The organism is Pseudactinotalea terrae (assembly GCF_009733845.1).
Classification (GTDB): Bacteria; Actinomycetota; Actinomycetes; order Actinomycetales; family Beutenbergiaceae; genus Pseudactinotalea; species Pseudactinotalea terrae.
This window is the reverse complement of the sequence record NZ_WNXZ01000007.1, coordinates 120,996-141,690: the sequence shown is the minus strand read 5'-3', so window position 1 is coordinate 141,690 and position 20,695 is coordinate 120,996. Positions and strand designations below refer to the sequence as shown.

Sequence of the window (20,695 nt, the reverse complement as noted above, 5' to 3'; positions counted from 1 at the left end):
CGGTCAGGTCCCCTGGTAGGAGGTCACGAGGGCGGTGATGATCAGCCCCCAGCCGTCGACCAGGACGAACAGCAGGATCTTGAACGGCAGGCTCACCATCACCGGCGGCAGCATCATCATGCCCATGCTCATCAGCGCCGCGGAGGTGACGAGGTCGATGATCAGGAACGGGATGAAGATGACGAACCCGATCACGAACGCCGCCCGCAGCTCGGAGATCATGAAGGCCGGCACCAGGGTCGACATCGGTGTCAGGGCAGCCTCGGCGGGGTTCTCCAGACCGGCCGCCCGGGTCATCAGGGCGATGTCCTCCTCGCGCGTGTGCGCGAGCAAGAACTCGCGCAGCGGACCCGAGCCGAGCTCGACAGCCGCGCTGAGCGGGACCTCGCCGGCGAGGAACGGTTGCAGCGCGACGTCGTTGATGGTGCCCAGCACCGGCCCCATGATGAAGATCGACAGGAACAGCGCCAGTCCGGCCAGCACCTGGTTCGGCGGCACGGTGGTCAGGCCGAGCGCGTTGCGGGTCAGGGCCAGCACGACGAAGATCTTCGTGAAGGACGTCACCATCAGCAGCAGCGACGGCGCGACGGCCAGGGCTGTGACCGCCAGCAGCGTGACGATCGCGTTGTTGGGGGCGTCGTTGGGCCCGTTGATCGAGACCGAGACGCCGGGGGCGGCAGGGTCGCTCGGGGCCGCCGGGTCGGTGGGCACGACAGGGTCGGTGGGACCCTCCGTGGTGTCGGCGTGCGCGCCGGTGGAGGTCAGCGCGAGCAGCAGCACCGCGGCAGCCAGCACCGCCAGCAGGAGCAGCACCGCGCGACGGATCCAGACGCCGCGAGTGGACCGGGCTGGGATCATGCGTTCCGACCGGAGACGGCGCGCAGCGCGGCCCTCCAGGTGCCCACCTCGAGCAGCGAGCCGGCCAAGGGGCCTGCCCCCTCGTGGCGGGGCGAGGCGGAGGGGAGCAGATCGACCGGTTCGTCCTTGCCGGCGGCTTCAGCCAGCGCGGTCTCGAACTCGACGGCGGGGGCCTCGCTCGTGTGCAGCACGTTCACCTGGTGCTCGGTGACGCCGAGCAGGAAGCGTTGCCCAGCGGCCTCCAGGAGCACGATCTGCGCCTTGCCGCCGACCCCCTGGCGGGCGAGGACCGCCAGGTCGGCCGACCGGCGCTTGCCGCCGGCCCGGCTGACGCGCCGATGCACGAGCATCATCAGCCCCAGGACGCAGGCGAGCGACAGCAGCACCCGCAGGCCGAGCAGCAGCCCATCCATCAGTCGTCCTCGTCATCGTTCATGTCCAGGATCCGCGTCACCCGGATCGCGTAGTCCTGATCGACCACGACGACCTCACCGTGCGCGATCAGGCGGCCGTTCAGCAGCAGGTCCGCGGGCGCACCGGCGGACCTGTCGAGCTCGATGACGCCGCCGGGCTCCAGGTTCAGCACGTCTCGCACGCTCATCCGGGTGCGGCCGATCTCTACGGTCAGCGTCATCTCCACGTCGGAGATGCGGGACAGGCGCGGCACGCCTGCGGCCGCGCGACGCCCTCCGGAGGGTCGGACACAGATGGCGAACCAGCCCACGGCGTCACCACCTGCATCGAGCAGGTCGTAGACCACGGTCTCAGGCGCCGTGAGAAGGCCGGTCGCGTCGCCTGCGGTGACCTCGCCCAGCAGCCCGGAGCCGAGGACGCCGGTCGCCGCCTCCAGGGCGGGTCGCAGGATGTCGCTCGTCGTGACCGCGCCGTCGGTCGGCAGCGGTGCGAGGAGCCCGAGCGCGACGTCGGCGGAGCGAGCCCCCACGAACGAGGCCAGGAACGCGCTGGTCCCGTCGATGCCCGGGTCCGCAGGCATGCGCTCGCGCACGCCCGCCGCTCGGACCGGCAGCAGCCCGAGCGCCGCTTCGGCGGTCTGGATCAGCGTGGCGGTGGCGGTGGCGGTCATGATGGCTTCTCCTCGGTGGTGACGATGACGCAGGCGAGCCGGGAACCAGCCGTTCCGGGGGCTGCCGAGGCAAGGACCTGGTCGCCGACGGCGACGTCCAGCGGACGCGTCGCGGCGTGGGAGATCGGGATGGTGTCTCCCACAGCAAGATCGAGGATCACGCTCGGCAGGACCGGGAGCGGTGCGAGGCGCACGGAGATGTCGACCGGGACGTCCAGCACGGCCGAGGTGATCCGGTCGGCGGTACCGGCGTCGGCCGCGAGCGCGCCGTCCGCGCCGAGCAGCGGCAGCACGGCGTCCGCCGGCAGCGCGAGGGACGCCGGGCAGGACCGGTCGCCATAGGTCACGGTGAAGCTCGCGACGATCATCTGCTCGGCTGGGCCGGCGGCCTGCGCGAACTGGGCGTTGAACCGCAGCGCCTGCACGACCGGCGCCGAGGGCATCAGGGTCGGTCCCATCGAGTACTGCAGGTCGATGAGGGTGTCGGTCATGAGGCGGCGCACGAGCGTCTGCTCGATCCCCGTGAGCTCTCGTTCGGGAGTGTCCGCGTTCTCGGGGGCGGAGCCGAGCATGTGGCCGATCCAGGCGAGGGCGGCTGCCGCCGGGAACTGCACGACGGCGCCGGCGTCCTGCTCGGGAAGCTCGGCGAGCACCATGGTGGTGAGCGTCGGCAGCGCCGCGGTGTAGGCGTCGTAGGTGAGCAGGCGGACGTCCCGCAGCTGGACGCTGGTGCGGACCCGGACCTTGGCGGTGAGCTGGGTACCCCACTGCCGAGCGAACGTCTCGAACGCGACCTCGAGGACACGGGACTGCTCACGCGCCAGGGCGGTGGGCCGGCGGAAGTCGTAGGGCACCGCTTCTCGTGCGCCCAGGTCCGTATGGGCGATGGTGGCGGTCACATCACGCACTATCGGCGTGATGTCGGCTGATGTAAGTGGCCGCTGTCTAGACGTCGGGCTCGGACTGGAGCACGTGCGGGATGAACGCGCGCACGGCGTCCGGCGCGTCGGAGAGCACCACGATGTCCACCCGCCGATTCATCGCCAAGGCATCGGCGTCCGTGCCCATGGCCAGTGGGCGCGACGACCCGTACCCGATGGCGAGGATGCGTTCCGGGGCGATCCCGCCACTGGATATCAGGTGCCGGACGACCTGCGTGGCCCGCGCCGCGGACAGCTCCCAGTTCGTCGGGAAGGGCGCGGTCTGGGTGATCGCATCGGCATGCCCTTCGACCGACACCGCGAACGGGGATGCCACCACGGAGGGTGAGATGACGTCGAGGACCTGCTCGGCACGCTCGGTCAGCTCGGCGTCGACCGGCTCGAAGAACATCTCCGAGGTCACCAGCCCGATCGTCAGGCCGCGCTCGTTCAGGGTGACGCGGACCGATTCCAGCAGTCCGTGCTCCTCCAGCGCGGTCTCGATCTGCCCTTGCAGGGTCCGCAGCTCGGCGACCTCGAGCACGGCGAGCTCCAGGTTCGTCGGCTCGCCCGTCGTCACCTGGGTGACGTCGTCAGCGGCGACGACGACCCCGGCGGCGGTGTCGATCTTGCCTTCGTCGACCGTGCCGAACCCGGTCTGCAGCGCGTTCCTCAGCTCTTCGTACTTGCCTTGGTCGACGCTCGAGATGGCGAACATCACGATGAACAGCGCCATCAGGACCGTGATCATGTCGGAGTACGAGACCAACCAGCGTTCGTCGGCGTGCTCGTCGCCGTGCTGGCTGCTCCGGCTCCGGGAGCGGGCCCGCCGCGCGCTCATGCAGCCGCCTTGACCGACTTCGGCTTCTCGGCCGGCACCAGGGCGCTGAGACGTTCGTCGAGGACCCGTGGCTGGCAGCCGGACTGCATCGCCAGCGCGCCCTCGATGACGAGGTTCATCTGGTCCACCTCCAGGCCGGAGAGCCGCTTGAGCCGGTTGGCGACCGGCAGCCACATGAAGTTGGCCGTCATGACACCCCAGAGGGTGGCCACGAAGGCCGCAGCGATGGAAGGACCGAGGCTGGCGGGGTCGGCGAGGTTCTCCAGCACGTGCACCAGCGACACCACGGTGCCGACGATGCCGATCGTGGGCGCGTAGCCGCCCATGTCCGAGTAGAACTTGGCCTGCTGGCGGTCCAGGGCGGCTTTGGTCGCCACGCGATCCTCCAGGGTGACGCGCAGGTCCTCGGAGTCGGCGCCGTCGACGATGGACTGCAGCGCGTCCCGCAAGAACGGGTCGTCGACGTCCTCGAGCTCAGCCTCCAGCGACAGCAGACCTTGGTCGCGCGCCTTGTGCGCCAGATCCACGAGGGAGTCGATGGTGCGCCGCGGCGGGGTGGGCCTGCCCCTCAGCGCCTTCCCCAGTCCCAGCACCGCCCGCTTGGCATCCTGCAGGGTGCCCCCGGCGACGGTGACGAAGATGGTGGCGCCCAGCACCAGCAGGATCGGCGCCGGCAGCAGCAGCGCCGACAGGTGCGTTCCCTCGAGGGTGATCATCCCGTACAGCGCGCCGAACGCCAGCAGGATGCCGATCAGGGATGCGGGGTCCACGAGGAGTCCTTCGGGAGGGGGCGCAGGGCGCGGGGAGCGGCGGGCTCGCCAGGTTCGGTCACCAGTCCGAGGCGTGCGGGACCGGTGGGCGGGAGATCCCGGGCACGCGCGACGACGGCGGCACGGAAGTCGATGATGCGCTCGATGACCTCCTCGACGGAGTCCGCGACGACGAACGTCGTGCCGTCGACCATCGTCAGCGTCGTGTCCGGGTTCGCGTAGATGCGCTCTACGAGATCCGGGTTGATCACGAATGCTGTGGCGTTCAGCCGCGTGAGGTGGATCATGCGTCGGTCCTGTCTGCTGTTTGCCTCGACAGGCACTGTCGGCTGGCGCGCGCCCGGTGTAAGGCGGTTCCACCTCAGCGACCCGGTGCGACCACCGTGTTCAGCAGCGCCGAGCAGGGGGTTCTGCCCGCTGAGAGGCTTGTCAGCGGGCAGAACCCCCTGCTCGACGGCCGCAACCGGGCAGAACCACCTTCTCGGTGGCAGGAGAGCCGGTCAGCGGTGCGGTCGGCCACCTGCTCAGCGCTTGAGGTTCACCAGCTCGTCGAGGACTTGGTCCGAGGTCGTGATGATGCGGCTGTTCGCCTGGAAGCCGCGCTGGGCGACGATGAGGTTGGTGAACTCCTGCGAGAGGTCCACGTTCGACATCTCGAGCGCACCGCCGACCAGGCTGCCCAGCCCGCCGTCGCCCGGGACGCCGAGCACGGCGTCCCCCGAGTTGGCGGACGCCCGGTAGCCGGAGCCGCCGGCCTTCTCCAGACCGCCCGGGTTGGTGAAGCCCGCGAGCGCGATCCGGCCCACCGGCTCCTTGACGCCGTTGGAGAAGGCACCCACGAGCGTGCCGTCCGGCGCGAGGCTGAAGGACTCCAGCTCACCGGCCGCGCGGCCGTCCGAGTCCGTGACCTCGACCGTGCTGAGGTCCGCGTACCCGGTCAACGCCGTGAGGTCCACCGTCACCCCACCCACGGTCATCGTCCCGCCGCCGGTGAGCGCGCCTGCGGTGAAGGTGAGCGGTTGCGCCGGGGCGGTGGCGGCGCCGTCGGTGCCCTCGACCAGCCACTGACCGGCCGTCTGGGTGAAGGTCAGCGTCAGGCGACGGGCGACGCCGAGGTCGTCGAACACCTCGACGTCGCGGACGACCTCCGCGCCCTCCTCGGCGTCGGAGGGCAGGTTTCCGCCCAGGATCACGCTCGTGGTGGCCTCGGCACCTGCGAGCGCCCCCACGGGAAGCGTGAGGTCGCTCAGCGGCCCGTTCGGGTTCACGACGCCGTTCACAGCCGACCAGCCCCGGACGAACGCGCCGTCCGAGGTGACGAGCCTGCCCTGGGCGTCGAAGTCGAAGGCGCCGGCACGCGTGTACAGGGTCTCGTTGCCGCTGCGGACCACGAAGAATCCGTCACCGCTGATCATCATGTCGCTGGCACGCCCGGTGGGCTGCGGTGCTCCCTGGGTGAAGTTCGTCGCGATCGCGGCGACCTGCACACCCAGGCCGATCTGCGCGGGGTTGGTGCCACCGGCCTGCTGCTGGGGGCTGTTGGCGTTCTCCACCAGCTGGGACAGGGTGTCCTGGAACCGGGTCTGGGCGGCCTTGAACGCCGTGGTGTTGACGTTCGCGATGTTGTTGCCGGTGACGTCGAGCATCTGCTGGTGGGCGCGCAGGCCGGTGATGCCCGAGGTGAGTGAGCGCAGCATGAGAGTGTCCCTTTCTGGGGATCAGGGGGTGGTGGTGACGCCGGAGACGGCGTCGAGGGCGATGGTGGCGGCACCGATGGTCACCATCGGTACCGCGGTGGCGTAGGAGACACGTTCGGCCAGGCCGCTCTGCTCCTGGCCGTCGGCGTCCGTGTAGGTCACCTGCCGGCCGAGGAGCTCGGCGGCGGCCTGGCGCATCTGCAGGGAGAACGACTCCTCGGTCAGGGATGTCAGCGTGGTGAGCTGTTCCATCGTCGCGAGCTGGGTGGTCTGGGAGATCATCTGCGTCGTGTCCATGGGCGACGACGGGTCCTGGTTGCGCATCTGCGTGACGAGGAGCTGCAGGAACACCTCGGAGTCCAGGGACTGCTTGGGTGGCGTGACGGCGCCGGCGCCGGTGACGGCGTCCGCGCCGGCGATCGGGTCGATGGGCATGGCTGGAGTCCTCTCAGAGCAGGATGTCGAGGCTGGTCGCGCCGGCAGGCACGTGGCCGGTCAGGGGTGAGGCGCCGGCGTCGGCGAACCGGTCGCCGGTGCCGCCCCGGCCGGGCGGCTGGTCGTGCGGGCGCCGGCCCGCACGCGGGTCGCCCGCGCCCCCGTGCTCGCGCTGGTCGGTCGCGAGATCGAGGGTGGCGTGGGGCAGGCCACCGCCGGCGAGGTCGCGTCGAAGGTCGGGGAGGATCGCACGCAGGGCGTCCCGGCCGAGCTCCGGCGCGAACAGCTCGATGCGGATCCCGTCGCTGCCGATGTGCGCCTTCACGGTGACCGGCCCCAGCTCGTCCGGCGTGATCGAGAGCGTCAGGGTGTGCTCGCCGGCGGGTGCGGTGCGCAGCGCCGTGAGCTCGGGGCCCACCTGACGAGCCAGCGGGGCTGCGGGTGCCGGGTGTGCGGGCGCGGCCGGGGCAGCGGCTGCGGCGGTGCCCGGCGTGGGCTGCAGCTGGCTGGGTGCCGTGGGGCCGTCGCCGGTCAGCGCCGCGATGGGGGTCGACGGCACGCGCTGGGCGGTCTCGTCGACCGGCGTCGGAGCTCGTGCCGCTTGACCGAGGGCGGACGCTGGGGCCGCCATCCCGCCCAGGGGTGCTGCGGCCGTGCCGTGTGCGGCGGGAGCGCGCTCCTCGACGTCGGAGCGTTGCAGGGCGGCCGGGGAAAGCGTGGGAGCGTGGCTGGCGGCGGTCATCGCTGCTGCGGGCCGCTCGCTGCCTGCGCGAGCCGGCGCGTGGGCAGGACCGATGACGGCCGTGTCGATGCCCGCCTCGAGAGCAGCTGTGTCGACGCCCTGGCCGTCGGCGACCTCATCGGTGGCCACCGCGGCCGGCACCTCCGCGGCGGGGTCGGCAGCGCCGGGGTCGGCGACGGCCGCGCTCTCGAGCGGGTGCCCAGCCATGCGCGGCAGCCCTTCCGGGGCAGGCAGCAGCACAGCTGTCGGGTCTTCCTCGCGGCTCGTCGGGGGCGTCGCGGCCGCGCCGTCATCGGCCACCGGCCCGTCGCCTGCGGCGGGCTGCCCGGTCGGGGAGGTCAGCGTCTCCAGGAGCGATGCGAACGCCGCGGATCCGGGCACGCCGGCGCTCCCCTGGCCGGCGGTGCGGGTCGGCACCGACACGGCTGGGAGCATCATCGGGATACTCATGAGGAGGCTCCGGTCACCGCGGTTCGCGCCGCGGCGGCGACGAGATCGGCGTTGCCGCCGGCGGGCACGATGCGGCGGATGGCCGTGATGTCGGCATCGGTCTCGAACAGGTCGCGGATCTGCACGTCCTCCCCGGGGCGCGGTGCGTGCAGCACCTGGCCGTTCCCGATGTAGATCATGATGTGGCCGCCACCGCGGGTGACGATGAGGTCGCCCGGGCGGGCCTCGGCCAGCGAGGCCACCGGTTCGCCGGCGGTCATCTGCTGGCGCGCCGTGCGCGGGAGGTCGGTGCCGAGCTCGCCGAAGACCTGCTGCACGAGGCCGGAGCAGTCGAACCCGCCCTCGGACAGCGACTCGCCACCCCAGACGTACGGCACCCCGAGATAGCGCTTGGCGGCCGTGACGACGTCGTCGCCCGTGGTGCTGCCGCCGCTCACGGTGCCGGGGCTCGCGGGGCTGGGGGCGGGGCTGACGGCGCTCGCGAGGCTGCTGGCGCTTGCAGGGGTGCTGGCTGCGGTGAGTGCCGAGGCGAACGTTGTCGCCGTATCGGTGCCCGCGGTGACGACCGCCCCGCTCCCGCTGGTGCTCGTCGTCGTGGGAGCGGCCACGTGCTGCAGGGACCTCGACTGCAGCGATGCGATGCCGGCCTCGATCTGCCCGATCCGCGCTGTGATCGCCGCGACGCTCACCGCTCAGCCTCCTCGTGACGCACCGACCAGGCCCGTGTCGCGGACTCGTCGAGGACGAGCTGCTCACGCCGTCGAGCCTCGCCGGTGACGTGGAGCTCGTGCCGCTCCTCGAGCTTCTCCACGGACGTGGCCGCGGCCTTCGCCGCGCGGTGCGCGTCCTGCGCGGCGTCCAGGTCGGCATCGGCGACGTCGCGCAGTGCGCCCAGCTCACCGAGCAGCCCGCTGGTCGAGGCTCGCGAGGCCGCGAGCGCGAGCAGGGTGCTGCGTCCCACCGGTGCCTGCGAGGTCGCCGTCAGGTCCATCATGACGGCGTCCGCGCGCTCGGCGAGCTCGCGGCGGCGTGAGTGCGCGCGGGAGAGGTTCGCGGCAGCCTGATCTTCTTCCAGGTGTCGTAGCCGCAGCAGTCCTGCGAGCGGGAACGAGGTCATGGGGTGCCTCCGAGGCGTTGGCTCAGGCCGGACAGCAGCTCCCAGGACTCGCGAGCGGATGCCTGCTCGTCCATGGGCTGGGTCAGGAAGGTGGTGATCGCATCCGCGTGCTCGAGCGCGGCGTCCACCAGCGGGTTGGTGCCGCTCTTGTAGGCGCCCACGTCGATGAGGTCCTGAGCGGCGTGGCGTGCCGCCAGGGCCCGCCGCAGCAGCGTCGCCACCGCCAGCTGCTGTGGCGTGGTCACCCGGTTCGCGACCCGCGAGATCGACCCGAGCGCATCGATCGCCGGGAAGTGCCCGGCGACTGCGAGCTTGCGATCCAGCACGACGTGCCCGTCGAGGATGGACCGGGCCGCGTCAGCGACCGGTTCGTTGTGGTCGTCGCCCTCGACGAGCACGGTGTACAGGCCGGTGACCGACCCGCGCGCCGCCGTCCCGGCCCGCTCGAGCAGCTGGGCGAGCAGCGAGAACGTCGACGGCGGGTAGCCGCGGGTCGCGGGCGGCTCACCGACCGACAGCCCGATCTCACGCTGAGCCATCGCCACCCGGGTCAGTGAGTCCATCATCAGCACCACGTCGGCGCCCTCGTCCCGGAACGCCTCCGCGATGCGCGTCGCCGTGAACGCCGCACGCAGCCGCATCAGCGCCGGCTCGTCACCGGTCGCGACGACGACGACGGAGCGCGCGAGACCAGCCTCGCCCAGGTCGTCCTCGAGGAACTCGCGTACCTCCCGGCCGCGCTCGCCCACGAGCGCGATCACCGACACGGGCGCCTCGGTACCTCGGGCGATCATCGACAGCAGCGAGGACTTGCCGACGCCGGAGCCTGCGAACAGGCCGAGCCGTTGCCCGCGGCCGATGGTGGTCAGGGTGTCCAGGACGCGCACCCCCGTCTGCAGCGGCTCGCTGATCCTGGTCCGTTCCAGGGCGGATGGCGGCCGGTTCGCGATCGGCACACGAGCGGCGATCGGCGGCAGCGGACCGCCGTCGATCGGGCGGCCGATCCCGTCGAGGACGCGACCGAGCAGGCCGTTGCCTGTGGGCACGAGAACCCCGGCATGCCGGGAGCGCGCGGGCGCACCGGCCCGCAGCCCCGGTGTCGGTGCCAACGGCATGCACCGGATCCCGCCGGCAGTGGCCGCCATGACCTCGACGTCGACGGCGGTGTTCCCGTCGCCGACCGTGACGAGGTCGCCGACGGGGGCGTTCAGCCCGGCGATCTCGACGCCGAGCCCCACGACGGAGGTGACCACGCCGACGCGCTCGGGCCGGGCGAGCCGGAGGGCGCGGGCGAACCGCTCCGGGTGCGGGCGGAACGCGGTGGTCGTGCTCATCGTGACCCGCCGCTCTCGAGGGCCGCCCTCGCGCGGTGCAGGGCGCTGCCGATCGCGGCGTCGAGGTAGCCGTCGTCGAGCTCGGCGACGGCATCGCCTGCCGGCACGTCCTGGTCGGCGACGACCTGCACACCGGCTGTCGTGTCCAGGTCCAGGTGACGGAGATCCGCCGGGTTGACGCGGATCAGCCGCACCGACGCCTCCCCGACCGTGGACAGCGCGCGCGTCACCGCTGCCCGCGCCGACAGCGGTCCGTCCGTGAGCTCGACCCCCAGGATCGCCTCGGCCAGGTCGATCGCAGCCGCCAGGAGGCAGTCCTGCGCATCGGCGACGACCCCGACCTCGCGCGCTCGCAACTCGCGCGCCGCCGCGGCCATCGCCGCCTGCGCGCGCGCCGCCTCGGCGCGGGTGCGCTCCAGCAGCTGGGCGTGCTCGGCGTCGTGCTGCGCCAGCTGCGCCGCGATGCTCTCGGACGCCGCACGCAGACCGGCGGCGTAGCCGGCTGCATGACCCCGTCGCGTCGCGTTGGCCGCGGCCGCAGCCGCTTCGCCGGTGACGATCACCGGCAGCGCCGGGGCGAACGCCCTACTCGACATAGCCGTCCTCGTCGTCGCGATGCACCACGAGCTCCCCGGCCGCTTCCATCTCGCGCATCAGCGAGACGATCTCGGCGCGCGCGTCCTCGACCTGGGAGGTCCGCAGCCGGATCGACCGGGCGAGCTCCTCCTCGAGCACCTCGCCGTTGCGCGCCGAGATGTTGCGCCGGACCTTGTCGATCACCGGCTGGGCGGCGCCCTTGAGCGCCACCGCCAGCACGGTCGGGTCGATGCCTCGCAGGACCTGCTGCAGGTCTAGGTCGTCGACGTAGACGACGTCGACGAACGTCAGCAGCTGGGCGCGGATCTGCTCGGCGAGCTCCGGGTCGATCCGGTCGAGGCCCTCGAGGACCGAGGTCTCGGTGCGCTTGTCGCTGTGGTTGATGATGTCCACCAGCGGCGGCAGACCCCCCACCACCTCGGAGGGATCCTTGGCCGCCAGCGCGGCACCGCTGCGCTGCTGGATCGCATCGGCGACCAGCGCGACCGCATCGGGCGAGGGTGACTGGGTGGTGGCGATCCGCCGAGCGATGTCGGGCTGACTCTGCTCCGGGAGAGCCGCCAGCAGGCGGGAGGCGCGCGCCGGCCGCAGGTGTGCCAGCACCAGGGCGACCGTCTGCGGGTGCTCCCCCTCGAGGATCTGGACGATGTGATGGTTCTCGACGGCATCCAGGAAGTCGAACTGCTGGCCCGCCATCGTCGTCTCGGCCCGGGAGAGCACCCCGGCCGCGCGCTCGGATCCCAGCGATGCCTCGAGCAGCCCCAGCGCGACATCCTTGCCACCCCGGGTGCGGTACCGGCCGGTCACGGCGGCGTCGTGGACCTCGGAGATCGCGTCGTCGGCCACCTCGGCGTCGACCCGCTGCATCTGCAGGATGGCAGCGGTGATCTCGGCGGCTTCGGACTCCGTGAACCTCGCCAGCAAGGCGGCGGCGTTCTCCTTGTCGAGCTGCATCAGGGTCAGCGCGACCTTCTGCACGCCGGTCAGGCGTCCCTTGGTCAGGGAGGCAGCGGCGGTCACAGCGGTGTCCGCTCCTTGAGCAGACCACGGAGCGTCTCGGTCATCCGGTCGGGCTCACGAACGGCGAGCGCGTCCAGCTCGGTGCGCTTGCGATCGAGGTCTTCCGGCGCGGAGTCGAGGAACGGCGGTGGCGGGAGCTGCAGCAGGCTCTCGCCCGGTGAGAGCTCGGGGTCCGGGTCGTCCTCGAGGCTGTCGATGACAGCCGGACCGAGATCAAGCTCTTCGCGGGCCTGACGGCGATTGCGGCGGGCGTAGACGATGAGCCCGAGCACGCCGACCAGCACGCCCGCGCCGACGATGAGCGCGGTGCGCACGAGCTCGGCCTGCTGGGCGGCCTCCTCCGCCGCGGCTGCCGCCGCGAGCGCCTCCTGAGCGGCCTCGGCCGAGGAGGTGTCGAACTGGACGGCGTTGACCGTGACGACGTCGCCACGCTCGGCGTCGACGCCGGCGGCGGTCGCCACGAGGGTGGTCAGCTCACCCATGTCCAGCCCGGCTGCGGCAGCGGCGTCCACGGCGACAGAGACCGACTGCCGCGTGAGCGAGCCGGCTGGGATCACCGTGGTCTGGGTCGAGGAGTTGACCGCGTTGTTGAGGACCTCGGTCTCCGAGCTGTACTCGCTGGCCTCCTGGTCCTCGTCGGGGACGGCGATGTTGTCCGGGCCGAGCACACCGGCCGCCGTACCCCCGCCGCCCGTGTAGGTCTCGGTGGTCGTCGAGGACGAGTGCGCGGGCGCATCCTCGGGAGACTCGAACGTCTCGTCGACACGCTCGGCTGACTCGGTGGAGACCTGCGCGTTCACGATCACCGTGGAGTGTCCCGGGCCGAGCACCCGGTCCAGCATCGTCTGCACCTGGGCGGCGACCCGCTGCTCGTAGTCGGTGGCCTGCTGGTCCGGGGTGCCCACCGCCCCCTGCCCGACCGCCGACAGCACGTTGCCGCCGGCGTCGACGACGGCCACGCCGGTCGGCGCCATGCCGTCGATCGCTGCCGAGGTCAGGTGCACGATGGCCTGGACCTGGTCGGTCGACAGCGACACCCCGTTCTCGGTCTCGATGAAGACCGACGCCGTCGGTGCCACCTTCTCGGAGACGAACACGGTCTCCTCGGGGATCGCGAGCCGCACGGACGCGGTCCGTACCCCGGACATCGCGCTGATGGTGGCGGCGAGCTCGCCCTCCAGCGCGCGCTGGTAGGTGACCTGCTGCTGGAACTCGCTCGTGGTCACGCCCATGTCGTCCAGGAGGGAGTACCCGCTGGTCGTGGCCGACGGCAGCCCCGAGGCGGCCGCCTGCAGCCGCTGATCGTAGACGTCCGCTTCGGGCACCAGCACCGTCGAGCCCCCTTCGGTGAGCTCGTAGTCGACCCCGTTGGTGCGGAGCTGGTCGACGATGCTGTTGGCGTCGGCTGCCGACAGCCCGGTGAACAGCGGGGCGAACGAGGGCCGCGCCAGCCAGGACGACAGTGCCACCGACCCGAGCACGAGCACGGCGACGCCGATGAGCGCGAGGGTGCGCTGCGCCAGGCTGAAGCTGCCGACGAACTCGCTGAACCGGCCCCACCACGAGCCGAGGCGCGCCGCCATCAGGCCTGCATCCTCATGATCTCGTTGAACGCGTCGACGCCCTTGTTCCGCAGCGTCGCGACGAGCTCGAGGGTCACCTGGGCGCGGGTGGCGGCCAGGGTCGCCTGGTGGATGTCGGTCAGGTCACCGGTGACGGCGCGGATCGCCAGGTCGTCGGAGGTGCCCTGCAACGCCTGCAGCTCCTCGAGGGCGCCGGTCAGTGACGCACCGAACGACTCGCCGGTGCTCTGGGCGCTCGCGACGGCGGCCGTCGGGCTCGCGCCGGTCACGGCGCTCACACCGCCGATGGGGGTGATGGGCATCAGTTCCGTCCGATCTGCAGGGCAGCGGTGTAGGTGTCCTTGGCGCGGTCGACCACGGCAGCATTCGCCTGGTAGCCACGCTGGGCGAGGATGAGCTGGGACATCTGCGCACCCATGTCGACGTCGGGATAGCGCACGTACCCGTCCTCGTCGGCCAACGGGTGGTCGGGCTCGTGCACCAGGCGACCGTCGGGGTCGCCCCATGCCGCGCCCTGCACGAACACGCCGCCATCGGTGCCCTCGGTGGCGATCACGTACCGGGCACGGAACGCCTCGCCGTCGGTCGAGGTGGCGGTGTTGACGTTGGCGATGTTGTCGGAGATGGCGTCCAGCCACTTGCGGTGCACGGTCAGACCCGTGCCCGCGACACCGATCGCGTCGAAGGTCATCAGCTCGTCCTCATCGCGGTCCGGAGCGCGGTGAACGGCCCGTCGGCGGCACGTGCCGCGAACTGGAACCGGAGCACGGTGTCGATGCTGGAGATCGTCTCGGTGTCGAGGTTGACGTTGTTGCCGTCGAGCCGGGTCGGCTCGAGCGAGCGGGACTCGGTCGCAGTGGCGCGACCATCGCCGGTGGCCACGGAGCGGACGATGGCGTCCTCGAACGCGACCCGGCGGGCGGTATAGCCAGGTGTGTTGACGTTGGCGATGTTGGAGGCGACGGCGCGCTGGCGCCCGGCCAGGCCGTCGAGTGCACTGGCGATCGCCAGCGAGGTCACCGATGAGAGCACGACAAGGTCCACTTCGCGTCGTCGTCAGCCCATCCGTGGCCTTGCGTCGTGAGCGATCCGTGCTCGAGAGTCTCTGTCGGCAGGTCCGCGGTTTCTGTAAGCGAACCGAGCCAGCTGTCTAGACGGTCTCAGCCGCGCAGGTCGATGTACACCGGGCCTGCCGGGTGCGGGCGAGGCACGGCGGCCACGGCGTCGTGGTGGCGGCGGGCGCGCTCCATGGCGGCGCTGATGACCGTGATCGCGTCCTCCTGCGCAGCGAGCACCTCCTGTGCCCGGGCCGCCAAGGTGCCCGGCAGCGGTCCGAGCGCCGCCGGCTCCTGCCACGGCGCGACCGTCGTCGCGGCGTCGGTGGTGGTGGCTTGCTCCCGCAGCCCGGAGGCCTCGGCGGCGAGGTCGTCGAGGAGCCTCACCCACGCGTCGTGGCGGCCCGCGGGGTCGGTCATCAGCCGATCCCGAGGGCGCCCGTGGGTGCCGATCCGGGGGCGCCTGCTGAGGCGAGCTGGGCGGCCTCGTGCCACGTCTGCCGCAGCGGCTCCAGGATCTCGATGAGGGCGGACGTGATCGCACGGTCACGGCCGGTGTTCGCCTCGACGAGCTGGGTGAGTGCGTAGGCGTAGATCGCGTGGAGGTTCTGGGCGCCGTCCCAGGCGTCGAGGTCGAGGCTGGTCATGAGCTCGGTCACGATCTGCTGGGCGTGGATGAGCTGCGCCGAGGCAGCTGGCCAGTCCTGGTCGGCCTGGGCCTTCGCGGCGCGCGCGAGGTCGAGCAGCAACCGGTCGTACAGCATCGTCAGCAGCCGCGGCGGGGAGGCGGACATGACCTGATCGGCCAGGTACGAGGCGCGGGCGTTCGTCAGTGTCGACATGGTGGGTGCGGGTCCTTCCGGGTCAGCTCGTCGTCTGTGCCGCAAGGGAGGCGAGCTGGGATGTCAGGTACGACTGCTGGGCCTGCAGCTTCGAGAGGGCGACCTCCATGGCGGTGAACTGCCGCATCAGCGTGGTCCGCTTGGTCTCCAGGCGGCTGTCCCACTCGGAGATCTGGGTGCCGATGACCTTGACCTGCTGCTCATGGCCGGTGATGCGCTGGGACAGGGTCCCGTCGCGGGCGTCGGAGATCACCTCACCGGCCGCGGCGACGCGCCCGGTGATGGTGGTGAGGGTGGCGGACACGTGTCCCGGGTCGGCAGCCAGCGCTTCCCGGAACCTCTCGGCGTCGAACTCGACCGTGCCGTACCGGGTGATGACGATCCCGATCTCGGCCGGTGAGCGGCCCTCGACCGGTGCCGTGGCTGCACCGATCAACCGCGCCGAGACGTCACGTGATGCGGAGTCGCCGGCGAACAGGCCGCCACTGACCACGGTCTTGCCCTCCGCGTCGGTGCTCGTCGTCAACCTGGAGCGGGCGGCGATCTCCGCGAAGATCGCCGACAGGGAGTCGACCAGGCCCTTCGCGGACTCCTCGAGTGCCTCGGCGTCGTCGCCGACGGTGACGGTCACCGGCTCGTCACCGGTGGCGGTGACGGTGATGTCGACACCGGTGATGAGGTCGGTGAACGTGTTGGTGGCGGAGGTGACCTGCTGCTCGGCCGCGGTCCCGGCCCACAGCGACACCGCGGCGTCCTGCGCGGTCCGCACGTGTGCTGCGCCCGGCTGGGTGAAGAGGTCCGCGGCCGTCCCCGCGGCCACCTCGGCTGCGGTCCCGGTGAAGATGTCGAACGCACCCGCCGCGCCGGTGTCGGCGGCGGTGAGCTGCAGCCGGAAGAGCGGTTCGCCGGTCGTGGGGTCGGTGCCGGTGGCGATCTTCGAGGCGGCCACGCCCGCGTCGGCCTCGTTCACGGCCGTCAGGACGTCGTCGAGGCTGGTGGTGGCGGCGGTGATCTCGGTCAGGGTGCCGTCGGCGGCCCGTACGGTCAGCACCGGTGGGTCAGCGGGCCAGGCGCTCATCGCCGCGGTGACGGAGGACTGGGTCTGGGCGAGCCGGGTGACGGTGAGGCTGACCTCGCCGGTGGCGGCACCGGGTGCGGCGACAGCCGTCACGGCCGTGCTGGTCGCGGTCGCGGTCCGTGGCTCGAGCGCGGACCCGGTGAGGTCCTGCGCCTGCTTCGTCAGCCCGGCCACCTTGCTGTTCAGCGACTGCCAGGCGGCGATCAGGCTCTCGGCGGAGGTCCGCTTCGCCACCAGCTGCCGCTGGGTGCCGCCCTCGGCGCTGACGAGGGCGTTGATCAGTGACGTGGTGTCGAGGCCGCTGATGATGCCGTCGATGCCGAAGCTCATCGTGAGCTCCTTCCGGTGATCGATGCGGGTCACGCCCGGGACCGGGAGGGATCCGTGGGTCCCTGCCCGGTCTCGGGCGTGACGGGTGTGACGATGTGCGGCCTGGCGGCCGCTCGTCACGATCAGCGCAGCAGCTGCAGCACGCCCTGGCCGGACTGGTTGGCCTGGGCGAGCATGGCCGTACCCGCCTGCGACAGCACCTGCGAGCGGGTGAACTTCACCATCTCCGCCGCCATGTCGACGTCGCGGATGCGCGACTCCGACGCGGTCAGGTTCTCGATCGAGACGTTGATGTTCTTCACCGCGTACTCGAGGCGGTTCTGCACCGCGCCGAGGTCGGAGCGCTGCTCGGACACCGCCACCAGTGCGGTGTCGATGGCCTCGATCGTGGTGGCTGCGGTGGTGGCATCCGTCACGTCGAACGCGGCGGCACCGTCGGCACCGTCGGTGGACGCGAGGGTGCCCGCAGCGGTGGCCACATCCCCCAGGTTGATGCTGATGGTGTTGGCGCCACCCGGGGCGGCGTCACCGTCCGCACCGACCTGGATGCTCAGCGCGGTGCCGCCCTGGAGCAGGTTGATGCCGTTGAAGTTGGTCGACTCCTGGATGCGCCAGAGCTCGTTGCCGAGCTGGTCGGCCTCGGCCTTGATCGCCGCGCGGGACTCGGCGTTGTTGGTGTCGTTCGCACCCTGCACCGCGAGGTCACGCATGCGCTGCAGGATCGACTGCACCTCGCCGAGAGCACCCTCGGCCGTCTGCGCGACGCTGATGCCGTCCTGCGCGTTGCGCGCCGCGACGTTGTAGCCGTTCACCTGGGCCTTGAGGCCCTCGGCGATCGACAGGCCGGCCGCGTCGTCACCCGCGCGGTTGATGCGCAGGCCCGAGGAGAGCTTCTCCAGGCTCTTGGCCTGCTGGTCCTGGGTGATGGAGAGCTGCCGGTAGGTGTTGTTGGCCGACACGTTCGTGTTGATGGCGAAACCCATGATCTTTCCTCCGTGAGTGGGCTTGTGCTGTCACGGCCCGTCCGTGGGCCGCTCACCGGTACCTGTCGGCGACGACGGCCCGGATGTTAGGTGCCCTCTCAGGAGGCTGCGACCACCGTGTCCGGGCGGGTGAACCCGCCGGCGGTGAGCGCGGCGAACTCGGTCATGAATGCGCGCCGACGCGCGGACCCGGGTGCGGCGTGCGCCTCGGTGGGGAGCTGGTCGCCGTAGTGGACCGCCATCGCCTGCCGGAGCATCTGGACCGCCTCCGAACGCTGCTGGGAGACGGCGGAGTGGGAGATCCCGAGCTCGGCGGCGAGGTCGTTGACCGAGCGGTCATGGAAGTAGATCTGCTCGGTGATGTAACGCATCCGTTCCGGGAGCAGCCGGACACCCGCGCGGACGTACTCGGACTGCTCCCGGGTCAGGACCTGCTCCTGGGGGGAGCTCGAGCCATCGGCGAGGGTGTCGGTCAGCAGGTCGTCGAGCGGCTGCACGCTGCGTGCCGCCTCGGCGAGCGTGGCGTCGACCGTGGCAGCGTCGACGTCGAGCGCTGCGGCCAGCTCCGCGCGGCTCGGGGTGCGGCCCAGATCCATGGCGAGTGCGTCCTGTGCGGCGGTGGTCTGGCGGATCCGGCTGCGCACGCCCCGGGTGGCCCAGTCGGAGGCTCGCATGTCGTCCAGCAGCGCTCCCACGATCCGCTGGCGTGCGTAGGCGCCGAACGGGACCCCGAGGTCGGGGTTGAACGCCTCGACGGCGGAGATGAGAGCCAGCGTCCCGACGGAGACCAGGTCCTCACGGCTGAGGTGAGTCGCTCTGCGGATGGCGTCCGAGACGAGGTAGCCCACCAACGGGAGGTTCTCCTCGACGATGGCGTTGCGTGTTGCACGATCCACGTTTATCTCCCCCGAGACGATATGTGGCCAGCGATGCACTGCTCGAGCAATGTATAGACGATCGCCTAGACCTAACACAAGAGCGAACCGTGCCGACAGTGTGAGGTGAGCAGGGAGGACACCCGGATGGGGAGTGGGAAAGCGATGGGAGTGCAGGAGCTGTCGACCATCATCTGGCGCCAACGACAATTGTTGGAGCTGTTGGTGTTCAAGCTGACCGAGGAGCAGCTCCTCCTGACCTCAGGGCGCACCGCGTGGCTCTCACATGCCACACGCGAGGTTGAAGAGGTAGTCACACGTCTATACGACGTCGAGCTCCTGCGGGATGTGCAGGCGGCGCAGGTGGCGGCTGACTGGGACGCAGCCGACGCGACCACTCTGCGGGACCTCATCCCCCACGCGCCGCCACCCTGGGACGAGGTGCTCCGGGGGCACCTGGAGGCGCTGACGGCGCTGACCACCCAGATCCGGACCGTCCGGGACGCGAACGGGACGTTCTTGCGGGAAGGTCTGCGCGCCACGCAGGAGACGCTGGCCGGCCTGGACGCCTCGGGCGGCACCTACGACGCCCGCGGCGCGTCCACCGCCCCCCGTGCGCCGGCGGCCCAGCTCGTCGACAGGGAGCTCTGAGATCCGATGAGCAGCTTCGCTGGACTGCAGACCGCCTATCTCGGCGTCGCCGCGCAACGGCGTGGCCTGGACGTCGTCGGCCAGAACATCGCCAACCTCAACACCCCCGGGTACACCCGGCAGCGCGTGGAGCTGTCGCCGCTGCCGGGGACGGCGGGCGCGAGCCTGTTCACGACGACTCAGGTGACCCCCGGGCGCGGCGTGAGCGTGGACGCCATCTCCCGGCTCGGGGATGTCTACCTCGACAACAGGGTCCGCGCCACGGCGTCCTCCTATGGCTTCGCAGCGGTCCGCTCCTCAGCCCTGACGGCGCTCGAGACGTCACTGCGCGAGCCGGGCGAGCGTGGTCTGTCCGCCAAGCTCGACGCGTTCTGGGCGGGCTGGGAGGACCTGGCGAACCGCCCCCGCGACCCGGCCGCCGAGGCCGTCGTCCTCGAGGGCGCCGATGCCGTCGCGGCGGCGATCACGACCGGCCATCAGGACGTCGTGGACCAGTGGGCGAAGGCTCGGGCGGAGCTCGACGGACTCGTCGCCGACGTGGGCTCGGCCGCCGCCCAGGTGGCCGACCTCAATGCCCGGATCCGGAGCGGCGCGGCCGCAGGTGGGTCGGTGAACGAGCTGATCGACCAGCGTGCCGGCATCGCCGCCACACTGGCGGCTCTCACCGGCGCGGAGGTCCGCCACCGCGACGACGGCACCATCGACGTCCTCATCGGCGGCAACCCGCTCGTGCAGGGGACCGCGTCGAGCACGCTCCAGGTGGCCGGTGGCGCACGCCTGCAGGATGCCGGCACCGACCCGGTGCGGGTGGAGTGGGCGCACCGCCCCGGTCGGTCCGCCGGTGTCGGGGGCGGCGAGGTCGCAGCCCAGCTGTCGTTGCTGGCTCCCGCCCAGCCGACGGGAACGGGCGGTGCGCTCGCGGAGGCCGCCGCCACCTACGACGCCATCGCGACCGATCTGGCCGACACGGTCAACGCCGTCCACAGCGGCGGCGTGACCACCTCGGGCACGCCGGCAGGGAACTTCTTCGAGCTTGCCCCGGGGGTCTCTGCCGGGGCTGGACTGCGGGTGCTCGCCACCGCGGGTGGGCTGGCCACCGGCGCACCGGGTGCCGGCGCCCTGGACGGGTCCGTCGCGAACGCGATCGGCAGCATCGGTGCAGCGGCCGACTCGCCCGCCGCCCGCTGGACCTCGTTCGTGACGACCACCGGCGTGACGGCACGGACCGCGGCCGACCGGGCCGCGCTCGCGGGCTTGTCCGCCCGGAGCGCCGAGGACCTTCAGCTCAGCTCTGCGGGTGTCGACCTGGACGAGGAGACGATGACCATGCTGACCTACCAACGCGCCTATGAGGGCGCCGCTCGTGTCATGACCGCGATCGACGAGATGCTGGACGTGCTGATCAACCGCACCGGCGTCGTCGGGCGGTGAGG

The 20,695-nt window shown here is 71.6% G+C and carries 26 protein-coding genes; 2 read left to right on the top strand and 24 right to left on the bottom strand.

All coding sequences use genetic code 11. The features are described from left to right. Positions 1 to 3: 3 nt before the first annotated feature. From fliP to GPA03_RS19275, 24 genes are all read right to left on the bottom strand, one after another. Positions 4 to 858 (bottom strand): flagellar type III secretion system pore protein FliP, encoded by an 855-nt coding sequence (gene fliP, locus GPA03_RS19390; RefSeq protein ID WP_156253709.1) that lies wholly within the window; start codon positions 856 to 858, stop codon positions 4 to 6. Beyond that, the gene (locus tag GPA03_RS19385; protein WP_156253708.1) at positions 855 to 1,271 is read right to left on the bottom strand and encodes a FliO/MopB family protein; all 417 of its coding nucleotides are present in this window, start codon (positions 1,269 to 1,271) and stop codon (positions 855 to 857) included. Before GPA03_RS19385 ends, fliP begins: the two co-directional genes overlap by 4 nt. Beyond that, on the bottom strand, positions 1,271 to 1,942 hold the full coding sequence (gene fliN / locus GPA03_RS19380) for a flagellar motor switch protein FliN (RefSeq protein WP_156253707.1): 672 nt from the start codon (positions 1,940 to 1,942) through the stop codon (positions 1,271 to 1,273). The genes GPA03_RS19385 and fliN overlap by 1 nt, the downstream gene beginning before the upstream one ends. After that, positions 1,939 to 2,841: a flagellar motor switch protein FliM gene (locus tag GPA03_RS19375; RefSeq protein ID WP_241681387.1), complete on the bottom strand. Its 903-nt coding sequence runs from the start codon at positions 2,839 to 2,841 to the stop codon at positions 1,939 to 1,941. The genes fliN and GPA03_RS19375 overlap by 4 nt, the downstream gene beginning before the upstream one ends. A gap of 46 nt (positions 2,842 to 2,887) precedes the next feature. Then, on the bottom strand, positions 2,888 to 3,703 hold the full coding sequence (locus GPA03_RS19370) for a flagellar motor protein MotB (protein ID WP_156253706.1): 816 nt from the start codon (positions 3,701 to 3,703) through the stop codon (positions 2,888 to 2,890). Then, entirely contained in the window at positions 3,700 to 4,473 is a 774-nt protein-coding gene (locus tag GPA03_RS19365; RefSeq protein WP_156253705.1) for a motility protein A, read from the bottom strand. The genes GPA03_RS19370 and GPA03_RS19365 overlap by 4 nt, the downstream gene beginning before the upstream one ends. Continuing rightward, complete coding sequence (locus tag GPA03_RS19360; protein WP_156253704.1) at positions 4,455 to 4,760, bottom strand: flagellar FlbD family protein; 306 nt, start codon at positions 4,758 to 4,760, stop codon at positions 4,455 to 4,457. The genes GPA03_RS19365 and GPA03_RS19360 overlap by 19 nt, the downstream gene beginning before the upstream one ends. Before the next feature lie 237 nt (positions 4,761 to 4,997). After that, positions 4,998 to 6,170 carry a flagellar hook protein FlgE gene (locus tag GPA03_RS19355; RefSeq protein ID WP_156253703.1) on the bottom strand — a complete coding sequence of 391 codons (1,173 nt, stop codon included), beginning with the start codon at positions 6,168 to 6,170 and terminating at the stop codon, positions 4,998 to 5,000. A 21-nt stretch (positions 6,171 to 6,191) separates the two neighbouring features. Beyond that, the gene (locus GPA03_RS19350; RefSeq protein ID WP_156253702.1) at positions 6,192 to 6,605 is read right to left on the bottom strand and encodes a flagellar hook assembly protein FlgD; all 414 of its coding nucleotides are present in this window, start codon (positions 6,603 to 6,605) and stop codon (positions 6,192 to 6,194) included. 13 nt (positions 6,606 to 6,618) lie between these two features. Beyond that, a complete protein-coding gene (locus GPA03_RS19345; RefSeq protein ID WP_156253701.1) occupies positions 6,619 to 7,797 on the bottom strand; it encodes a flagellar hook-length control protein FliK in 1,179 nt (392 codons plus the stop codon). Then, on the bottom strand, positions 7,794 to 8,486 hold the full coding sequence (locus GPA03_RS19340; RefSeq protein ID WP_156253700.1) for a C40 family peptidase: 693 nt from the start codon (positions 8,484 to 8,486) through the stop codon (positions 7,794 to 7,796). The genes GPA03_RS19345 and GPA03_RS19340 overlap by 4 nt, the downstream gene beginning before the upstream one ends. Continuing rightward, a complete protein-coding gene (locus GPA03_RS19335) occupies positions 8,483 to 8,914 on the bottom strand; it encodes a flagellar export protein FliJ (RefSeq protein ID WP_156253699.1) in 432 nt (143 codons plus the stop codon). Before GPA03_RS19335 ends, GPA03_RS19340 begins: the two co-directional genes overlap by 4 nt. After that, positions 8,911 to 10,248, bottom strand: coding sequence for a FliI/YscN family ATPase (locus GPA03_RS19330; protein ID WP_156253698.1), 1,338 nt, complete (start codon positions 10,246 to 10,248; stop codon positions 8,911 to 8,913). Before GPA03_RS19330 ends, GPA03_RS19335 begins: the two co-directional genes overlap by 4 nt. Continuing rightward, positions 10,245 to 10,844, bottom strand: a complete 600-nt coding sequence (locus GPA03_RS19325; protein ID WP_156253697.1) for a FliH/SctL family protein — start codon at positions 10,842 to 10,844, stop codon at positions 10,245 to 10,247. Before GPA03_RS19325 ends, GPA03_RS19330 begins: the two co-directional genes overlap by 4 nt. Next, on the bottom strand, positions 10,834 to 11,865 hold the full coding sequence (fliG, locus tag GPA03_RS19320) for a flagellar motor switch protein FliG (protein WP_241681386.1): 1,032 nt from the start codon (positions 11,863 to 11,865) through the stop codon (positions 10,834 to 10,836). The genes GPA03_RS19325 and fliG overlap by 11 nt, the downstream gene beginning before the upstream one ends. Next, entirely contained in the window at positions 11,862 to 13,448 is a 1,587-nt protein-coding gene (gene fliF / locus GPA03_RS19315; RefSeq protein ID WP_156253696.1) for a flagellar basal-body MS-ring/collar protein FliF, read from the bottom strand. The genes fliG and fliF overlap by 4 nt, the downstream gene beginning before the upstream one ends. Beyond that, positions 13,448 to 13,750, bottom strand: coding sequence for a flagellar hook-basal body complex protein FliE (fliE, locus tag GPA03_RS19310; RefSeq protein WP_156253695.1), 303 nt, complete (start codon positions 13,748 to 13,750; stop codon positions 13,448 to 13,450). The genes fliF and fliE overlap by 1 nt, the downstream gene beginning before the upstream one ends. Beyond that, the gene (locus GPA03_RS19305; RefSeq protein WP_156253694.1) at positions 13,750 to 14,139 is read right to left on the bottom strand and encodes a flagellar basal body rod protein FlgC; all 390 of its coding nucleotides are present in this window, start codon (positions 14,137 to 14,139) and stop codon (positions 13,750 to 13,752) included. Before GPA03_RS19305 ends, fliE begins: the two co-directional genes overlap by 1 nt. Next, complete coding sequence (locus tag GPA03_RS19300; RefSeq protein WP_156253693.1) at positions 14,139 to 14,480, bottom strand: flagellar basal body rod protein FlgB; 342 nt, start codon at positions 14,478 to 14,480, stop codon at positions 14,139 to 14,141. The genes GPA03_RS19305 and GPA03_RS19300 overlap by 1 nt, the downstream gene beginning before the upstream one ends. A 128-nt stretch (positions 14,481 to 14,608) precedes the next feature. Further along, positions 14,609 to 14,923, bottom strand: coding sequence for a hypothetical protein (locus tag GPA03_RS19295; RefSeq protein ID WP_156253692.1), 315 nt, complete (start codon positions 14,921 to 14,923; stop codon positions 14,609 to 14,611). After that, complete coding sequence (gene fliS, locus GPA03_RS19290) at positions 14,923 to 15,345, bottom strand: flagellar export chaperone FliS (protein WP_156253691.1); 423 nt, start codon at positions 15,343 to 15,345, stop codon at positions 14,923 to 14,925. Before fliS ends, GPA03_RS19295 begins: the two co-directional genes overlap by 1 nt. 22 nt (positions 15,346 to 15,367) lie before the next feature. Continuing rightward, positions 15,368 to 16,753 (bottom strand): flagellar filament capping protein FliD, encoded by a 1,386-nt coding sequence (fliD, locus tag GPA03_RS19285; RefSeq protein ID WP_156253690.1) that lies wholly within the window; start codon positions 16,751 to 16,753, stop codon positions 15,368 to 15,370. 122 nt (positions 16,754 to 16,875) lie between these two features. Beyond that, a complete protein-coding gene (locus GPA03_RS19280; protein WP_156253689.1) occupies positions 16,876 to 17,736 on the bottom strand; it encodes a flagellin N-terminal helical domain-containing protein in 861 nt (286 codons plus the stop codon). A gap of 98 nt (positions 17,737 to 17,834) precedes the next feature. Next, complete coding sequence (locus GPA03_RS19275) at positions 17,835 to 18,632, bottom strand: sigma-70 family RNA polymerase sigma factor (RefSeq protein ID WP_156253688.1); 798 nt, start codon at positions 18,630 to 18,632, stop codon at positions 17,835 to 17,837. A 144-nt stretch (positions 18,633 to 18,776) separates the two neighbouring features. On the opposite strand from GPA03_RS19275, the gene GPA03_RS19270 reads away from it, so the two are divergent. Next, positions 18,777 to 19,262 carry a flagellar protein FlgN gene (locus tag GPA03_RS19270; RefSeq protein ID WP_156253687.1) on the top strand — a complete coding sequence of 162 codons (486 nt, stop codon included), beginning with the start codon at positions 18,777 to 18,779 and terminating at the stop codon, positions 19,260 to 19,262. 6 nt (positions 19,263 to 19,268) lie between these two features. After that, positions 19,269 to 20,693 (top strand): flagellar hook-associated protein FlgK, encoded by a 1,425-nt coding sequence (gene flgK / locus GPA03_RS19265; RefSeq protein ID WP_156253686.1) that lies wholly within the window; start codon positions 19,269 to 19,271, stop codon positions 20,691 to 20,693. Positions 20,694 to 20,695: the final 2 nt, after the last annotated feature.

Coding starts and splice junctions, on each gene's coding strand:
- fliE (WP_156253695.1), bottom strand. CDS start 13,750: ATGCCCATCACCCCCATCGGCGGTGTGAGCGCCGTGACCGGCGCGAGC.
- GPA03_RS19345 (WP_156253701.1), bottom strand. CDS start 7,797: ATGAGTATCCCGATGATGCTCCCAGCCGTGTCGGTGCCGACCCGCACC.
- GPA03_RS19355 (WP_156253703.1), bottom strand. CDS start 6,170: ATGCTGCGCTCACTCACCTCGGGCATCACCGGCCTGCGCGCCCACCAG.
- GPA03_RS19385 (WP_156253708.1), bottom strand. CDS start 1,271: ATGGATGGGCTGCTGCTCGGCCTGCGGGTGCTGCTGTCGCTCGCCTGC.
- GPA03_RS19330 (WP_156253698.1), bottom strand. CDS start 10,248: ATGAGCACGACCACCGCGTTCCGCCCGCACCCGGAGCGGTTCGCCCGC.
- fliN (WP_156253707.1), bottom strand. CDS start 1,942: ATGACCGCCACCGCCACCGCCACGCTGATCCAGACCGCCGAAGCGGCG.
- GPA03_RS19280 (WP_156253689.1), bottom strand. CDS start 17,736: ATGGGTTTCGCCATCAACACGAACGTGTCGGCCAACAACACCTACCGG.
- GPA03_RS19370 (WP_156253706.1), bottom strand. CDS start 3,703: ATGAGCGCGCGGCGGGCCCGCTCCCGGAGCCGGAGCAGCCAGCACGGC.
- GPA03_RS19270 (WP_156253687.1), top strand. CDS start 18,777: ATGGGAGTGCAGGAGCTGTCGACCATCATCTGGCGCCAACGACAATTG.
- GPA03_RS19335 (WP_156253699.1), bottom strand. CDS start 8,914: ATGACCTCGTTCCCGCTCGCAGGACTGCTGCGGCTACGACACCTGGAA.
- GPA03_RS19305 (WP_156253694.1), bottom strand. CDS start 14,139: ATGACCTTCGACGCGATCGGTGTCGCGGGCACGGGTCTGACCGTGCAC.
- fliD (WP_156253690.1), bottom strand. CDS start 16,753: ATGAGCTTCGGCATCGACGGCATCATCAGCGGCCTCGACACCACGTCA.
- GPA03_RS19295 (WP_156253692.1), bottom strand. CDS start 14,923: ATGACCGACCCCGCGGGCCGCCACGACGCGTGGGTGAGGCTCCTCGAC.
- GPA03_RS19360 (WP_156253704.1), bottom strand. CDS start 4,760: ATGATCCACCTCACGCGGCTGAACGCCACAGCATTCGTGATCAACCCG.
- fliS (WP_156253691.1), bottom strand. CDS start 15,345: ATGTCGACACTGACGAACGCCCGCGCCTCGTACCTGGCCGATCAGGTC.
- fliF (WP_156253696.1), bottom strand. CDS start 13,448: ATGGCGGCGCGCCTCGGCTCGTGGTGGGGCCGGTTCAGCGAGTTCGTC.
- flgK (WP_156253686.1), top strand. CDS start 19,269: ATGAGCAGCTTCGCTGGACTGCAGACCGCCTATCTCGGCGTCGCCGCG.
- fliP (WP_156253709.1), bottom strand. CDS start 858: ATGATCCCAGCCCGGTCCACTCGCGGCGTCTGGATCCGTCGCGCGGTG.
- GPA03_RS19350 (WP_156253702.1), bottom strand. CDS start 6,605: ATGCCCATCGACCCGATCGCCGGCGCGGACGCCGTCACCGGCGCCGGC.
- GPA03_RS19325 (WP_156253697.1), bottom strand. CDS start 10,844: ATGTCGAGTAGGGCGTTCGCCCCGGCGCTGCCGGTGATCGTCACCGGC.